13 protein-coding genes and 3 pseudogenes are annotated in these 15504 nt (G+C 70.5%); 9 read left to right on the top strand and 7 right to left on the bottom strand.

Features of this window, described 5'->3' with window-relative positions:
* The first annotated feature begins 3 nt into the window (after positions 1–3).
* A complete protein-coding gene (locus ACIQ7M_RS40625) occupies positions 4–696 on the top strand; it encodes a hypothetical protein (RefSeq protein WP_403654122.1) in 693 nt (230 codons plus the stop codon).
* A 719-nt stretch (positions 697–1415) separates the two neighbouring features.
* On the opposite strand, the pseudogene ACIQ7M_RS40620 reads toward ACIQ7M_RS40625, so the two are convergent.
* The 4 genes and pseudogenes from ACIQ7M_RS40620 to ACIQ7M_RS40605 form a co-directional block, all read right to left on the bottom strand.
* Positions 1416–1589, bottom strand: a pseudogene (locus tag ACIQ7M_RS40620) (XRE family transcriptional regulator); the annotation flags it as partial.
* Positions 1590–1599: 10 nt separating this feature from the next.
* Positions 1600–1833, bottom strand: a pseudogene (locus tag ACIQ7M_RS40615) (transcriptional regulator); the annotation flags it as partial.
* A 128-nt stretch (positions 1834–1961) separates the two neighbouring features.
* Entirely contained in the window at positions 1962–3221 is a 1260-nt protein-coding gene (locus ACIQ7M_RS40610) for a helix-turn-helix domain-containing protein (protein ID WP_403654113.1), read from the bottom strand.
* A complete protein-coding gene (locus ACIQ7M_RS40605) occupies positions 3196–3348 on the bottom strand; it encodes a hypothetical protein (protein WP_403654110.1) in 153 nt (50 codons plus the stop codon). Before ACIQ7M_RS40605 ends, ACIQ7M_RS40610 begins: the two co-directional genes overlap by 26 nt.
* Positions 3349–3535: 187 nt before the next feature.
* Between ACIQ7M_RS40605 and ACIQ7M_RS40600 the strand changes: the two genes are divergently transcribed.
* The 8 genes from ACIQ7M_RS40600 (at position 3536) to ACIQ7M_RS40565 (ending at position 13996) form a co-directional block, all read left to right on the top strand.
* The gene (locus ACIQ7M_RS40600) at positions 3536–4513 is read left to right on the top strand and encodes a DUF3068 domain-containing protein (protein ID WP_403654107.1); all 978 of its coding nucleotides are present in this window, start codon (positions 3536–3538) and stop codon (positions 4511–4513) included.
* A gap of 163 nt (positions 4514–4676) precedes the next feature.
* The gene (locus ACIQ7M_RS40595) at positions 4677–5819 is read left to right on the top strand and encodes a glycosyltransferase family 4 protein (RefSeq protein WP_403654104.1); all 1143 of its coding nucleotides are present in this window, start codon (positions 4677–4679) and stop codon (positions 5817–5819) included.
* Complete coding sequence (locus tag ACIQ7M_RS40590) at positions 5816–6556, top strand: class I SAM-dependent methyltransferase (protein WP_403654101.1); 741 nt, start codon at positions 5816–5818, stop codon at positions 6554–6556. The genes ACIQ7M_RS40595 and ACIQ7M_RS40590 overlap by 4 nt, the downstream gene beginning before the upstream one ends.
* Positions 6553–10857, top strand: coding sequence for an alpha-(1->3)-arabinofuranosyltransferase (locus ACIQ7M_RS40585; protein WP_403654098.1), 4305 nt, complete (start codon positions 6553–6555; stop codon positions 10855–10857). Before ACIQ7M_RS40590 ends, ACIQ7M_RS40585 begins: the two co-directional genes overlap by 4 nt.
* Entirely contained in the window at positions 10854–12149 is a 1296-nt protein-coding gene (locus ACIQ7M_RS40580) for a condensation protein (RefSeq protein ID WP_403654095.1), read from the top strand. The genes ACIQ7M_RS40585 and ACIQ7M_RS40580 overlap by 4 nt, the downstream gene beginning before the upstream one ends.
* Complete coding sequence (locus tag ACIQ7M_RS40575) at positions 12146–12880, top strand: class I SAM-dependent methyltransferase (RefSeq protein WP_403654092.1); 735 nt, start codon at positions 12146–12148, stop codon at positions 12878–12880. Before ACIQ7M_RS40580 ends, ACIQ7M_RS40575 begins: the two co-directional genes overlap by 4 nt.
* 22 nt (positions 12881–12902) lie before the next feature.
* The gene (locus ACIQ7M_RS40570) at positions 12903–13793 is read left to right on the top strand and encodes a DMT family transporter (protein ID WP_403654116.1); all 891 of its coding nucleotides are present in this window, start codon (positions 12903–12905) and stop codon (positions 13791–13793) included.
* On the top strand, positions 13790–13996 hold the full coding sequence (locus ACIQ7M_RS40565) for a Trm112 family protein (protein WP_403654089.1): 207 nt from the start codon (positions 13790–13792) through the stop codon (positions 13994–13996). The genes ACIQ7M_RS40570 and ACIQ7M_RS40565 overlap by 4 nt, the downstream gene beginning before the upstream one ends.
* Positions 13997–14628: 632 nt before the next feature.
* Here the strand turns inward: ACIQ7M_RS40565 and ACIQ7M_RS40560 are convergent.
* From ACIQ7M_RS40560 to ACIQ7M_RS40550, 3 genes and pseudogenes are all read right to left on the bottom strand, one after another.
* Positions 14629–15057, bottom strand: a pseudogene (locus tag ACIQ7M_RS40560) (ISAzo13 family transposase); the annotation flags it as partial.
* 142 nt (positions 15058–15199) lie between these two features.
* The gene (locus tag ACIQ7M_RS40555) at positions 15200–15328 is read right to left on the bottom strand and encodes a hypothetical protein (RefSeq protein WP_403654086.1); all 129 of its coding nucleotides are present in this window, start codon (positions 15326–15328) and stop codon (positions 15200–15202) included.
* Positions 15325–15504: transposase (locus ACIQ7M_RS40550; protein WP_403654083.1), on the bottom strand; the 180-nt coding region annotated here is incomplete at its 5' end. The genes ACIQ7M_RS40555 and ACIQ7M_RS40550, both read right to left, overlap by 4 nt.

Raw genomic sequence — 15504 nt, 5'->3', positions numbered from 1 at the left:
GCCGTGGGAGGCAATGACACCGCCGCCCGCCTCGCCGGCATCAACCTCAACAAGTACCTGCTCGCGGTGTACGCCCTCAGCGGCATGGTCGCCGCCGTCGCCGGCATCCTGCTGAACATGATGAAACGGCAACGGAGCTCCTCAAGTACAAGCTGTCCTGGACGACTGCTTGTACCAACGAGGGCTCGTACGCGGGAGCCTGCGGCGCCGGTTCGCTCACGGCCTCCGTTGCTCTGCGTCGGAAATCCTTCAACTGGCTTGCGTGACCTGCGAAAACGTCAACTACCCGGCCTTGGGTCAAGGCCCGTTCGAGGACTGCCCCTAAAGATCGAACTCTGTGTTCGTGTACGCGAAGCGCAGCTCCTCCAGAATCCCCGCTGCGCCCCGTTCCCGCCCGCGCGTACGCTGGCCGTTGCCACAGGCGTGACCCCATCCTCCGCCCGGGGCAACCCTCAGGGACTTCACGTGAGCACGTTTTTCCCTTCCTGCCGGACTGGATGGGCAAGGCCCCGCAGGAGCACCCGCTGCGAGACTACTTCGATCTGGCCAGCGGGATCGGCGCCCCCGACAGCGTCGCCTCCGTCACCATCACGGCCTTCGAGAACCTCATCGAGGCACTGGAGAAGGCGAAGCCCGAGCGGCTCGCCGGAGTACGTCACGACTTCCACAAGTCCGCCACCACCGACGACCTGCTGATCCCGCGGGCGGAGATGGTCGCCGGTGCCAAGCTCGCCCGCGCCGGGATCCCCTTCGACTTCGGCCGACGCAACGGCGCCACCGAGCCGGACCTAATGCTGCGCGAGATGAATCTCGCCATCGAAGTCAAGGCCCGCCGCCTGGACGGCCTGCAGGACCTGCGCGACGAACTCCAGACCGCGCTCGCCGGCATCACCCCGCCGGTCCTCGTGGAACTCAGGACCGACTCCCAGCCCCTCGTGATCAAGGAGGCCGTACGGGCCAAGGTGGTCGAAGAGACCGTCCACCGGGTGCGCAGCCAGAACTACGGCACCGCGGTGACCACCGTGGACCAGCCCTGGTCGGCCCGTAAGGGCCTCCTCATCCACGTCGGGGTCTACCAGGCGGCCGACCTCATGGACGGATCGCGGATCATCGTCACCGGCGGCTTCTGGGGCGCAGAGCCGGGCCCGCACATGATGGACGTGGAGAACGAAGTGCTGGCCGTCCTGGAAAACGACCAGAAGCTCCGGCAGGCCAACACCAGGCCCACCATCCTCCTCTTCGACGCCGCCCGCACCGGCATGGCGTGGGGCCGCTCCGAGCTGGTCTGGGCACAGCGTCTGGCGATGCGGTTGCCCGACACCACCCCGTTCGTTGGCGCCGCCGTGATGACACCGAAGCTCGATGACCCCGACGTGGTCATCTCCTGGGGGTCCGCGACAACCTGTCCGCCGAGGACCGCGCCGCCGCCGCTCGACAGTGCGCTGCGAGATGCGCAGCATCTGGGCGACCGGCTTGGTGCCGCCCAGTTGCTTGACCGGATACCGCAGCTGCGCGCCCGCGCTCTTGGGCGCCGGGCGGGTGAACGCCTTCTGCGCCGCAGCGTCCAGGCCGTCCCCGAACACACTCATCACGGTCTACCTACTCCCCGGTGTCCTGGTCGGTGACGGTGCCGTCCTTGATGTACCGGGCAAGGTTGAGCTCCGGGGCCTCGAACTGTTCGCGGATGCCCTCACCCCACAGCACACTCTGGGTACCCTCCCACTTCACCGGGCCCGGGTTGATGCCGAGCTTGAGGCCGCCCGGCAGCGGCTTACCATCCCGGTAGGGCAGGAAGTCCAGCGGGCTCTTGCTGTCGGCCGCGTACACGACGCAGCCGGTGCGGCCGGGCCTTCGTGGCGACAACTCGGCGGCGAGCTGCTCCAGTGGATCATGGAGGATTGCGCGGGCAGTCATTGCGCAGGCCGGTCATGGCTGTGCGGTCGCACGCTCCTTTGGGGCCCCTACGGGTGCGCCTTCTGGTCGCCCAACTGGCCGCGCAACCGCTGTGCCCGCAACACCAGTTCCAGTTCGAAGCGGTGCTCCGGGTCGTCGATCCAGTCGCCCCACAGCTCGCGGATCTGGCGGAGGCGATAGCGCACGGTCTGGGGGTGGACGCCGAGCCGCGCGGCCAGCTCCGGGGCCCCTCCGCGGGTCTCCAGCCACGCCAGTACCGTTTCCGCGAGCTTCCTGCCATGCGCGGGACCGCAGCGGGCCAGCGGTGCCAGGCAGTGCAAGGCCAGGTCGTCGATCAGCTCTTCGGGCTGGAGCAGCACCAGGGCCTGCGTGTGCTCCGTGCAGTGCAGTACCTCATTCTCGGGAAGCAGCCCCCGCTCCACGAGGCGTACGGCCGCCTCGGCCCAGCGCAGCGACTTGTAGGCGTCGGCCGGTGGCACCGACGGGCCGATCGCCCCGGCCCAGCCGGCCAGCGCCCGGTGCAGCAGCTCGCGGCGGCCGGCGGCATCCGGGTCGGGGACGACCATCAGCGGCTGCTCGCACTCCATGTCGAGCAGCACCCCCTGCCCCACCGCCGGCGCCATCGCCTCCCGCGCCGGGCGCAGCAGCACGCCCACAGCAACCTTCCCGGGCAGCGGCCAGCCGATCCGGGCGGCCCGCTCGGCCAGCGCCTCGGCCGGATCGCCGCGGTGGCGCTCGACGAGGAGCAGCTCCATCAGCCGGCGCTGCAGGCGCAGGCGCTCCCCGGCCTGGCGGGCTGCAGCCTCGGCGTAGCCGCGTACTGACTGTTCGACCAGGCCGTCCAGGTACTCGTATCCCGCGTCGACCAATGCGTACATCGCGGGGGGCGGGATCTCGACGCGCTGGCCGATCTCGGCGAACCGGTGCCAGGCCAGCCGTACGCCCATGCGGTATATCGCCTGGAGGGTGTCGAGACTGCGGCCGCCCAGCCCCTCGCCACGGCCGAACTCCTTGAACACTCCGGACGGCACCGTCGGGCGCTCCATCGACTGGTCACAGCCCTCCAGGTGTTGGACGAAGGCCTCGACGGCTCGGCGGATGCCGATGAGCGCAGTCGATTCACCGCTCTCGTCGAGGACGACGGGCAGGGTGGGGTACTCGCGGCGGACCTCGCGCAGGATCTCCTCGGCCAACGCGGGCGCCTCCGCCATCGCGATCGCGGCGAACCGCTGAACCTGGAGGCGGGGCACGTCCTGCCAGGCGGAGCGGGCGGGCACCGGTTCAACTCCCCTGACCGGCTTGCTCATACGTGATCAAGGGGGTGTTCGGCTGGTCGGGCCGGGCGTCGAGCAGCGCGACGACGCCGAGCGCGGCGCCAACGGCGAGAGCCGCAGCTACCACGACGGTCAGCGCGGCGGCGAGCAGTCTGGACATTGCAGGGTCAGCCTCTCTGTACGAGTCAGCCCCCGGAGAAAATCGCCGGAGACGGCCCCACCCGGCATCCCACTCCATACCCCGCGGGCCCAGTGTCGGCCAGCATTGACATTCCAGTCAAGGGGCCCCTACGGTTTCGCGCCAAGATCGCACGTGCACCGTTCCTGACTCGGACCTGGAGTGCCGGATGCGCCGCACAGTCTCACCCTTTTCCCTGATCACACTGGGTCTCGGCACCTTTCTGCTGGTGCTGGCGCCCCTGATGGCGTGGTACGTCGCACCGCGTGCCGCCGTGACTCCGATCGCCCTCGACACCACCTCCGTCCTCACCGGAAGGGGCAGCTATTTCGACACCGGGCAGATCAAAACCGTGCACGACAGCCGGATCACGATCACCACGCGGGTACGCGGGGACATCGAGGCCAGCGAGCGCAGCGGGCGGGCGGTGTGGGACATGACGTCGAGCATCGACACGGACCGGACACTGCCGGCCTCCGATCCCCATGACGCGCTGGACTTCTCCCAGAACCGCTGGGTCACCGACCGCACGACCAACAAGCCGGTGCACTGCTGCAAGGAGCACCCGTACCACGAGGGCGACGTCAACCTGAAGTTCCCCTTCGACGTGCGCAAACACTCGTACCAATGGTGGGACGGCTCCCTCGGCTCCACGGTCACCTTGCACTACTCGGGCATCAAGAAAGTCCAGGGGTACGACGGTCTCCGGTTCACCGCGACGGTGGCCCCCACGAAAGTCGGCACCCGGCTCGTGCCCGGAAGCATCGTCGGCCTGCCGGAGCGGCCAGAGGTGCTGGCCGAGGAGTGGTACTCCAACCACGGCATCGAACTGATCGCCGACCAGCGCACCGGCCGGATGATATACGCCAAGGTGGCGCCGCGGATGACGCTGCGCACGCCGGGTTCGAAGCAGGACGAAATGGTGCTGCTGGACAGCCAAAAGCTGGATTCCACCACCACTACGCAGCAGGACTCAGTGCGGCAGGCGAGGAAGGAGAGCGGCCAACTGCGCCTCGTGAGCGAAGTCCTGCCGGTCGGTTTCGGTGCGGCCGGGTTCGCCCTGGCGGGGGTAGGGAGCGCCTTGGCGATTCGAGGGCTCAAGCGCTCGGAATCATCCGGAACATCCCATTCCGCACCAATGCTGTGACGTCTCACCGGAACCAACAAACCTCGAACTTGTCACCGGAGTGAGTAGCAGTCGGGAACAGCTGGGCCGAAGCTGTCACCCCTTCCCCAGATCGCACCCCACACACCCCACACACCCCGCCTTCCCCGCACTCAGTACTTCCCCTAAACGAGTTGGAGCGCCGATGCCCCGGCATGTGCCGTCCTCGCTATGCGACGCGTCGTCCCCGGGCACGCCGCACCTTCCCCCGGATCCCCGCCGGATCGTCTTCCTCGCCCACCGGGACCTGGACAACCCCTCCGCCGGCGGTTCCGAACTCCTCGTCGACCAGCTCGCGGACGGGCTGACTCGCATCGGCCACCAGGTCACCCTACTGTGCGGTGGCCCCGCGTCCCTGCGGGACTACCGGGTCGTGTCGGCGGGCGGCACCTACGCCCACTTCCTGCGCGCCCGCTCCGCCTTCGCCCGCCAGGTCGGCGACTGTGACCTGCTGGTCGAGGTGTGCAACGGTATGCCGTACTTCGCCGCCATGTGGCATCACGGCCCCACCCTGTGCCTGGTCAACCACGTCCACACCGACCTGTGGCGGATGCGGCTGAGCGGGCCGCTGGCGCCGGCCGCGCGGATCGGCCGGAGCCTGGAGCAATGGGCACTGACCGGTGTCCGGCAGCAGAACCTGATAGTCGCCGTCTCTCCGTCGACGGCCCACGCCCTGCACGCGATCGGAGTGCAACGGGACCGCATCCGCGTCGTCCACAACGGTGTGGAGGAGCCCGGCCCGAGAACCGAGCTGTCTCCCGAGCCGCTGTTCGTGGCGGTGGGGCGGCTGGTCGAGTACAAGCGGATCGATCTGCTGCTCAGGCTGTGGGAGCGGGTGCGGCCGGTCACCGGCGGCCGGCTGCTGATCGTCGGCGACGGGCCGGAGCGGGAGCGGCTGGAACAACTCGCCGGTCCCGGAGTGGAGTTCACTGGCCATGTCTCCGAGGTCGAGAAACACCGGCTGCTGTGCGCGGCCTGGCTGCTGGTGCATCCCTCGGCCGTGGAGGGCTGGGGCCTGGTGGTGACCGAGGCGGCGGCGCGGGAGACGCCTGCGGTCGCTTTCGACGTGCCCGGCCTGAGGGACTCCGTGGTGGACGGCGAGACCGGTGTGCTGGCGCGCGGCGAGTCGTCTTTCGCGGCGGCCTGGTGCACCCTCGCCCTGTCCGCGCACCGCCGGAAGCTGATGGGCAAGGCAGCCCGCGACCGCGCCGCGTGCTACAGCTGGCACCGAACGGTACGCCAGTTCGGCGCGGTGGCGGCCGAGGCGGTGCGGGGCTGGGCGCCATGACCGGCACCGGTCTCAAGGACCCGTCGATACGGCGCTCCCTCGCCCTCTTCCGCGCCTTCCTGCACGAGCAGGACGACCCGGAGTCCTGCTACGCGCTCCTCGCCCGGGACGCCGCCGACCAGGTGGAGGCGTACGGCGGCCCGGTCGCGGGACGCACGGTGGTGGACGTCGGTGGCGGCAGCGGATACTTCACCGAGGAGTTCCGCAGGCGTGGGGCGCAGGCCCATCTGTTCGAGCCTGACGTACGAGAGCTGGGCCCCGGGCCCCCCGAGTGCACGGTGATCGCCGACGGCTATCTGCTGCCGCTGTCCGACGGGGTCGCCGATGTGGCGTTCTCGTCCAACGTTCTCGAACACGTGGCGGATCCGCAGACGTTTCTCAGCGAGCTGGCGCGGGTGACCCGGCCGGGCGGGCTGATCTACGTATCGTTCACCAACTGGCTGTCTCCGTGGGGCGGTCACGAGTGGGCGCCCTGGCACTATCTCGGCGCCGAAAGGGCCCGTGCCCGCTACCGGAGCCGTACCGGACGGCCGGCCAAGCACACCCTGGGCGAGAACCTGTTCGCGGTACACATCGGAACCACCCTGCGTCAGGTCCGCGCCCGCGACGACGTCACGGTCGTCTCGGCACGCTCCCGCTACTGGCCGTTCCTCGCGGAAACCGTCGTGAAGACGCCCGGTTTCCGCGAGCTGGCCACCTGGAACCTCCTCCTCATCCTCCGGCGGTGCACCCCATGACCACGACGGTCCAGGTCCCTCCCCCCACAGCCGTCCCCATCACCGCGGCCACCGCCGGCCCGCCGCAGGACCCGCGGTCGCGACGCTGGCTGCTGGGATTCTGGGCCGTGATGTTCGCGCTGTTCCTCGCGGTGAACCCCGGCCGACAGACCTTCGACACCAAGCTGGGCGTCACCGTCGACCCGGGCCGGTCCCTGGCCGAACTGGGCTGGCTGTGGCACGACCAGGGTTCCTTCGGCGGGCTCCAGGACCAGTACGTCGGCTATCTGTGGCCGATGCTGCCGTTCCACTGGCTGTGCCACACAGTTGGGCTGCCGGTGTGGCTCGCGGAGCGGCTCTGGCTGGCGCTTGTCGTGTCGGTGGCCTTCTGGGGTGCGCTGCGGCTGGCCGAGCGGCTGGGCGTCGGGAAGCCCTCGTCCCAGCTGCTCGGGGCGGTCGCGTACGCGCTGTGGCCGGTGTTCACGGTCGTCGTCGGTTCGACCTCGGCGGCCGCGCTGCCCGGTGCCGTCCTGCCCTGGGTGCTGTTGCCGCTGACCGACGAGCGGTACACCGCCCGTGTCGCGGCCCTGCGCTCGGCACTGCTCGTGCCCTGCATGGGCGGCGTCAACGCGACGGCGACCCTGGCCTCGCTGCTCCCGGCAGGGCTGTACCTGCTCTCCCGTCCGCCGGGACCGCGGCAGCGGAAGCTGATTGCCTGGTGGGTACCCGGGGTGGTCGTGGCAACGGCATGGTGGTGGATCCCGCTGCTGCTGCTCGGGGCCTACGGGGAAAATTTCCTCCCCTACGTGGAAACCTCGCAGGCGACGACGGAGACCATGTCCGCCACGGAAGCGCTCCGCGGCGGCGGGAACTGGGTCGCCTATCTGCACTTCGGCGAGGCCTGGCTGCCCGCGGGCTGGGCCGTGGCCTGCTCCGTCGTGGTGATCGTCTGTTCGGCGCTGGCCGCCGGGCTGGGGCTGGCCGGACTGGCCAGACGCGACGTGCCGGAGCGCCGCTGGCTCGTGCTGACGGTGCTCACGACCGGGCTGATCACGCTCGCCGGGTACGGTGGCGCGTCCGGGGCCCCCTTCCACGGGGTCGTACAGGAGTGGCTGAACGGCCCCCTGGCGCCCTTCCGCAACATTTACAAGTTCCAGACGGGGTTCGCCCTGGCGCTCGTCCTCGGCCTGACCCACCTGACGGGCGTTGCCGCCGAGTCGCGCGGGACCCATCCGGTGCGCGGGCGCCGCTTCGCTCCGCTGGTCGCGGCGGTCCTGGTGCTGCCGGGTCTGCTGTGGCCGTACCTCAACGGCTCGATCCTGAATCCGGGTTCGTTCCAGGAGTTGCCCAAGTACTGGCAGACCACGGCCGACTGGCTGGAGAAGTACTCATCCGGCTCCCGCGCCCTGGTCGTCCCGGCCACCGCGCACGGCATCTACACCTGGGGCTCTCCCATCGACCAGCCCCTCGACGTCCTGGCCGGCAACCGTTGGGCGCAGCGGGACTTCGTTCCCTTCGGCACCCCGGGCAACCGGCGGGCGATGGACGCGGTCGAACAGGCGCTGACGAGCGGGGGCGAAGTCCCGGGCCTCGCCGACTACTTGAGTCGCGCCGGGATTCACTACGTCGTCGTCCGCAACGACCTGGACCCCGACCAGGTCGGATACATCCCGACCTCGACCGTCAAGCGCACCCTGGAGCAGTCCGGCTACCAGCGGGTGGCCGGCTACGGGCCGCTCATGACCGGCGGTCGGATCGTTCACGGCACTCCGCTCCAGGTGGAGGGTCTGTACCCGCGGCAGCGGGCGGTGGAGATCTACGGGCCGGTGAGCGAGGGCATCCGGCGCCCCGGCCGGGCTCGCCTGCTGTCGACCGCGGACACGGCCGTCGTCTCCGGCGGCCCCGAGGCGCTGCTACCGCTGGCGTCGTGGCTGCGGAACCGGCCGACCGTGCTCACCGGCGACAACCACCCCGGGCTCCGCTTCCCCGGCCTCCAAGTGGTCGGAGACGGACTGCGCCGCGCTGACACCCGGTTCGGGCTGGTCGACGCCAACACCTCTTACACGTACACCCGCGACGAGCGGAACGCGCCGGACGCCGTGCAGGACGCGAGCGCCGAACCGCGCCAGATCCTGCCCGTCACGGGCATCGCCCACCAGACCGTGGCCCAACTGCGCGGCGCCCGCTCGGTGACGGCGTCCTCCAGTGGCAACTGGCTCTTCCACCTCCCCCAGTACGACCCGGTGAACGCCTTCGACGGCAACCCGGACACGGCCTGGACAGAGGGCGCGCCCGATTCGGCGAACGGGCAGTGGCTGCGCATCGGCTTCGACGAGTTGTACGACATGCCGTCGTCCGTCAAGGTGACGCCGTTGCCGCAGGAGAGCGTGCGGGCGGTCCCGACCCGGGTGCGGGTGACGACAGAGCAGGGATCGGTGACCAGCCAGCTGCGGCCCGACGGCATGTCGCAGACGATCGAGTCCCCGGCGGGCGCGACGAATTGGATGCGGCTGACGATCGTCGACTCGGTGGCCCGCCACTCCGGCCTCACCGGCGCGGGCTTCTCCGAGATCGCCCTGCCCCGAGTCCAGGTGACCCGCCTGCTGCGGCTGCCCACCGACGCTGACGGCTCCGACGCCACCTCCGAGATCGTCTCCCTGCACCGCGCGGCCGACTCGACCGGCCTGTCGGCGACCGGCACCGAGGCGGGCCTGCACCGCGTCTTCACCACCGGAACGGCGGGGACGTACGAGTTGCGGGCGAAGGCGGTGCCGGTACCGGGCGAGGCGCTGGACAAACTGCTGTACCAGGTCGCGCCGGACCAGAAGAACCGGATCACAGCGACCGCGGACTCCACCGCGGCCCTGGGCGCAGGACTGTCCGCGCGCAACCTCACCGACGGCGACCTGACGACGGCGTGGATCGCGGGCAACCGCCCCACGATCCACCTGAGTTGGAAGGGCAAGCAGCCGGTCGGCGAGATCGTGCTCGCCCCTGCGGGCGGCCTGTCGACCCGCCCCACCGAGGTGAGCATCGGCTCCCCGGACGGCGCGACGATCACCGATGTCAACGAACACGGCGTGGTCCAGTTCGACCCGATCACCACGGACCATCTCGACGTCACGATCACCGATGTGGCCCCGTTGACCTTGTACAACCCTGTCGCCGCCGAGGACCTGCAGCTGCCCGTCGGTCTCACCGAAGCCTACATCCCGGCGCTCGCCGGCTACCGCACCCCGCAGCCGGCTGCCACCCGGACGTTCTCGCTGCCGTGCGGGAAGGGCCCGTTGCTGGCGGTGGACGGCGCGTTGTACAACACGGCCGTGAAGGGGCGGGTACGGGACCTGGTGGAGCGTCGGCGCATCGAGGTGACCCTCTGTCAGGCAGGCCGCGCCGAAACGGCTTTGGCACTGCGTCCGGACACCCACCGGGTCGAGGCGGGGGACGCCGGACCGCTGGTCGTGACAGACGTGACGCTGACCCGCGGGACGGCCGCCGAGGCCGCCGATCCGGAACGCGAGCTGCGCGTACGGGACTGGCTGGGCGATAGCCGCGCGGTAACGGCCGGGCCGGGCACGGCCGCGTACCTGACGACGTACGAAAACTACAACGACGGTTGGCGGGCCACCCTGAACGGCAAGGTGCTGACCCCCATCCGGCTCGACGGCTGGCAGCAGGGCTGGCAGATCCCGGCCGGGTCGGGCGGCACGGTCAAGCTGTCGTACGAACCGACCACGACCTACGGGGCCGGCCTGATCGGCAGCGGCGTGGGGCTCGCTGCCCTGCTGGGCCTGGTCCTGTGGCGCCGGCGCGCTCCCAACCCCGAAGAGCCGCAGCCGGTGCCGGCGCCGCCCGGCGTGTGGCTGGGCGCGGTGGCGCTGACGCTGGTGGCCGTGGTGATCTCGGGCTGGTTCGCGCTGCTGGTGCCGGCGCTGGCATTGCTTGCGTACCGGCGGCACACGTTGCTGGTACCGGTCGCGTTCGTGGCGCTCGCCGGGGCAGGGATCGCCGCGACGACCGGGGCCGGGGAACCGGTCGCCGCCGGGCACGGCGCTTTCGGCGGCACGGCCCAACTGCTCGCGCTGACGGCGCTGTTCGCAGCCCTGGTGAGCGTCCGGGAAGTCCCGCCCACGGGCGGGCACGGCCCACCGAATTCGCAGCCGCCTACGGCGCCCTTGCCGCTGCGGGTACCCGCGTCCGGTCCCCTGGCCGAGAATCCGTCAGAGGTCGTCTCGGAAGTACCGGGGCTCCCGCCGGTCGTCTCCGGACCGACCGTCTCCGCCCGTGGCCCCAGACCCCCCGACGGAGGTGACCTCGAATGACCGCGCTCCAGCATCGGCCGGAGGAGCCGATACGGTCGTCGTCCCGCATCCCCTTCCCAGTCGTCGACGAGGTCGCCCGGCACTGTCACCAGGACGCGGAGCCGGAGACCGTGCACATGGAGATCCATCTGCCCGGCCGCCTGGATCCCGCGCGGCTGCGCCAGGCCTTCGGCAAGGCGCTGCACCGGCACCCCCGCACCCTGATGCGCGAGACGCCCGGCCCCTGGTACCGGCGCCGATACGAGTGGGAGCTGACGGCGGAACCGGACGTCGAGGCGATCAGGTTCCCGCCGCCGGAGCAGGACGCCCTCCGGCACGCCCGGGAGCGTGCTCTGGACTGCGTTCCCCCGCTCTCCGCCTCGCCACCGATCCGCCTGGAGGCCGTGTCCGGGGACGACGGTACGGTCCTGCTCCTCACCGTCAACCACACCGCCCTGGACGGTCCGGCCTGCCTGCGTGTCATGGCCACGATGGCGGAGTTGTACGGCGGCCGGGACAACTTGGCCGCCGCACCCCCCGTACGCACCTCGGATCCCGAGCGGGATGCCCTGCCCATACCATCCACCTGGGGCCCGCCCGCCCGTGTCGCCCCCGGCACCCCCGCCACCTCTCCCGGCAACGGCCTGATCGTCACCGAACTGACCGTCCCGCACCGCCCCAAGGGCTCCCGCTACACGGTGAACGACCAACTCATGGTCGCCACGGCCCTGCTGATCGCCCACTGGAACCGGGAACACGGCGTCCGCCCCCGGACGATACGCATCACCATGCCCGTGGACGACCGTCCGAGGGACGCGGACATGCCCATCGGCAACGGCACGCGTCTTGTCGAAGTCCCCTTCACACCAAACGAGTTGGACGCGACGGACCTGCCCGGACTGCTGCACCGCACGACGCTGCGCACCCGCGCCCTCAAGTCCCGCCCCCGCCCCCAACTCGGCTACGGAGCATCTCTGTTGACTGCTCCATGGGCTCCGGTGGCAGCGCGCGCCGCGCTCACCCGCGGGCTGCGCAGGGCCGCCGCGCCCTGGACGTCCACCACCCTGCTCAGCAACATCGGCCGCATCCCCTACCCCATGGACTTCGGCGAGGAAGCGGGCCGCGCGCACGCCGTCTGGTACTCCGCACCGGCCCGTATGCCCCGCGGTCTCACCTTCACCACGGCCTCCACCGCCGGTCGCCTACACCTGTGCGTGCGCTGGTCCCGCACCCTGCTCGGCCCCGGCGACGGCGCCCATCTCCGCGACCTGTTCGAGCACTACCTGCACACCACGGAGGTGACCGCCCCGTGACGACCACCACGCCCCCGCCGGGGGAGCTGCGCGACTTCTACGAGGACCCCGCCGTGCCGGTCGCCTCCGGCGCGGCGCGCAGCGTCCGCCAGGCCCGTCTGCTGGCGGACGCCCTGGGCCCAGCCGCCGTGAGCGCCCAGACGGTCCTCGACATCGGCTGCGGCGACGGCACCGCGGCCGCCACCGCCGAGCCCCTTCTCGCCGGTCACCGCATCATCGGTGTCGACTGGTCCCAGGACGCCCTGCGCCGTGCCCGCACCCGGCTGCCGTACGCCGTCCGGGGTGAACTCACCGGTGGTGGACTGCCGTTGCAGACCGCGTCCGCCGACGCCGTGATGTTCAGTGAGGTGCTCGAGCACCTCGTCGACCCCGACTCGGCCCTGGACGAGATCCGCCGCGTCCTGCGCCCCAGAGGCCATCTCATGCTCTCCACACCGAACCTGGCCGCCTGGTACAACCGCGCCCTGCTGCTTGCCGGCGTGCAGCCCGTGTTTTCCGAGGTCAGCCTGCGTGCGATCCATGGCCGCCCCGGGAAGGAGGTCGTAGGGCATCTGCGGCTCTACACGGCCCGCGCACTGCGGGAGTTCGTGACGGCGGCCGGCTTCGAGGTCGTACGCGTGCACGGCGCCCCCTTCCACGGCGTCCCCAGGCCGCTGCGCCCGCTCGACCGGCTGGCCTGTGCCAGACCTCCGCTCGCGTCGATCCTGCTGTTGCACGCGCGACGGCCTTAGGGAGGCGCGCATGTGGTGGGGAGTGATCGCGGCCCTGCTGGCGAACGTCCTGTACAGCACCGGGTTCGTCCTGGAGAAGCGCGCCCTGTCCGCCCTGCCCGAGGTGAGCGTCCGCAGGCCCGTCACGCTGCTGCGGAGGGTGCTCGGCAGCCCACTGTGGATCGGCGGGTCCCTGGCGCTGGCGGCCGGGTTCGGCGCGCAGCTCGTCGTCTACCGCACGCTGCCGATCGCGGTCGCGCAGGGCATTTTCGTGTCCGGGCTCGTGCTGCTCGTACTGCTGTCGGCACGGCTGCTGGGAGAGGAGGCCACCGGCCGGGAGCGGTATGCGCTCGGCGCGATCCTGGCCGCGCTGCTCATGATCGTACTGTCCTTGCGGGAGGGATCGGACCCAGTCGGCAGGGCCGCCCCGTACTCGCTGATCCTGCTCGTATGCGTGCCCTCGCTGGCCGCGAGCGTGTGGCTGTACCGGGCCACCGAGCTCCGCGCCCGCCGCCAGCACCGGCTGCCCACGACGGGTGTGGCGTACGGGGTGGCGGTGGGCCTGCTGTACGGGGTCAGCTCGCTCGCCATCAAGGGCGTGTCGAGCTGTGCGACCAGTGGACCGGCTTGCCTTGTGCGCTCCCCGTACCCGTACCTCCTGCTCTTCACAGGGGCGTTCGGCCTCGTCATGTCGCAGGCCGCGCTGCAACGCTGCCGGGCCTCTCTGATGGTTCCGGTGTGTACGACGGTGACCTCGCTGTTCACCGCGGTGTTCGGCACGCTGTCCTTCGGCGAGACCCTGCCGCACGACCCGCTGCGGCTCACCCTGCGGCTGGCGGGAACGGCGCTCGGGGTCACCGTACTGCTGACCATGCCGAAGCACGACCCCACTCCTGAACCCTCCCTCACCGCCAAGGAGTTGACACACCCATGAAGCCCAACGACCCGCTGCTGAGGATCCTGGCCTGCCCGCTGGACAAGGAGCCCTTGCACCTGCTGCCCGAAGACGCCCTCTACAACCCGCGCCTACGCCGCCGCTACCCGATCGTGGACGGCATTCCGCAGCTCCTGCCGGCGTCCGGGGAGCAGGTGTCCGACGACGAGCACGAGGAGCTGCTGAGGCAGATGACGCCATGAGGCAGACCCACCCCGGCCGCCCGGCCGAGGCAGACGTCAGGGTTGATGCGTCCGGTCTCGACGAGCCATTGGTGGACGGCGGTGGTGACGTCTCCGCCTGCTGCGTCGACGCGGCAGGCGGAGTCGGCTCCGTCGTGGCCGCCGGTCTGGGCAGAGCCGCAGGAGCGTTCTTCGGTGTGGTCGGCTCGTTGGGTGACGTCGCGGCTGAACCTTCCCCTTGATCGTGGACACCTGGAGACGGGGACGTGAGGTTCCAGAGGAAATAGTGCCAGGTGGGAAGCAAGAGCAACCGCAGCGGGCGGTACACGGAGGAGTTCAAGCGCGACGCGGTCGGGCTGGTCCGGTCTTCCGGCAGGACCGTCACCGAGGTGGCCCCGGGAGATCGGGGTCAGCGCCGAGGGACTGCGGAACTGGGTCAGGCAGGACACGGTCGACCGCGGTCAGGGGGCTCCGGGCGAGCTGACGAGCACGGAGCGGGAAGAGCTGCGTCGGCTGCGTCGGCAGAGCCGTGAGCAGGCCGAGACGATCGAGGTGCTGCGAAAAGCGGCGGTCTTGGTGTGTCCTGAACGGAAAGGGGCTGCCGGTGTAGGTCAGGGGCCTGCCGATCAATAACTCGTCGATCTTGGTGGGGATTACGGGAGGGTGGGGTCGTGCCCGGCGATCGCGGCGAGTTGTTGTGCCGTGGTCACGGTGAGGGCGCCAGCCGGGACCTTGTGCCCGAGCGCGGCGAGCACGGGGGCGACCTCCTGGAAGGTCGCGCCGATTCTGCTCTTGGCCAGGCTGGTCGCCTCGGCGAGAACGGCGTTCGTCATGGACCAGCGCCTCTTGAGGAGGAAGACGAAAAGCTGGTCGGAGACGGAGAGCCGTCTGCCGCCGGCGCCGGGGCCGCCGTCGGGGCGTTTCACGGGCAGGAAGATCGGCGGGTGCCCGGCACGCCAGGCTCGGTAGCGGACGGCGAGATCGTCAAAGGCGGCGGGCTCGAGTCCGGTGAGGCTGGGGTGCCGCAGCCAGGCGGGGAGCTTGTCCCCGGTGGGAAAGCGCCCGAACTCGGCGCTGGGCGGGGGCGGCACGCCATCGGACTCCTCAGGGCTGCAGGATCGTCCGGACGCCGGTGTTGGATTTGAGGTCGTCGAAGGCTGCTGCCGCCTCGCCGAGGGGGCGGATGGTGCCGATCAGGTCGTCGATCGGCAGCCGGCCGGCCACCTAGAGACGGGCCAGCTTCGGGATGTCGATCTCTCCGACGCTGGATCCGTAGTTGCAGCCGAGGATCCGTTTGCCCTGGTCCGCGAGTTCGAAGAGGTCGAATGCCCCGGTCGCGCCGGTAGGGGTCATCCCAGAATGCGGTGCAGCCGGTCGAAGACCCCAGCCTGCTGCCACCGCTCCAGACGCCGCCAGCAGGTCTGTCCGGAACCCAACCCCAGCTCCAGGGGCAGTAGTTGCCAGGCTATGTCGTTGTGGAGCACGTACAGGATGCCCTGCAGACACAGCCGGTCCGCCACCGGCCGAGG

This window comes from Streptomyces sp. NPDC096324, assembly GCF_044763015.1.
GTDB lineage: Bacteria > Actinomycetota > Actinomycetes > Streptomycetales > Streptomycetaceae > Streptomyces.
The sequence above is the reverse complement of the archived record's forward strand: the minus strand, read 5'-3'. Positions and strand labels throughout refer to the sequence as shown.

Bases quoted from the DNA above. Each gene is read 5' to 3' on its own strand.
- ACIQ7M_RS40610 (WP_403654113.1), bottom strand. From the start codon at position 3,221: ATGAGCAAGCCGGTCAGGGGAGTTGAACCGGTGCCCGCCCGCTCCGCC.
- ACIQ7M_RS40605 (WP_403654110.1), bottom strand. From the start codon at position 3,348: ATGTCCAGACTGCTCGCCGCCGCGCTGACCGTCGTGGTAGCTGCGGCT.
- ACIQ7M_RS40600 (WP_403654107.1), top strand. From the start codon at position 3,536: ATGCGCCGCACAGTCTCACCCTTTTCCCTGATCACACTGGGTCTCGGC.
- ACIQ7M_RS40595 (WP_403654104.1), top strand. From the start codon at position 4,677: ATGCCCCGGCATGTGCCGTCCTCGCTATGCGACGCGTCGTCCCCGGGC.
- ACIQ7M_RS40590 (WP_403654101.1), top strand. From the start codon at position 5,816: ATGACCGGCACCGGTCTCAAGGACCCGTCGATACGGCGCTCCCTCGCC.
- ACIQ7M_RS40585 (WP_403654098.1), top strand. From the start codon at position 6,553: ATGACCACGACGGTCCAGGTCCCTCCCCCCACAGCCGTCCCCATCACC.
- ACIQ7M_RS40580 (WP_403654095.1), top strand. From the start codon at position 10,854: ATGACCGCGCTCCAGCATCGGCCGGAGGAGCCGATACGGTCGTCGTCC.
- ACIQ7M_RS40565 (WP_403654089.1), top strand. From the start codon at position 13,790: ATGAAGCCCAACGACCCGCTGCTGAGGATCCTGGCCTGCCCGCTGGAC.
- ACIQ7M_RS40555 (WP_403654086.1), bottom strand. From the start codon at position 15,328: ATGACCCCTACCGGCGCGACCGGGGCATTCGACCTCTTCGAACTCGCG.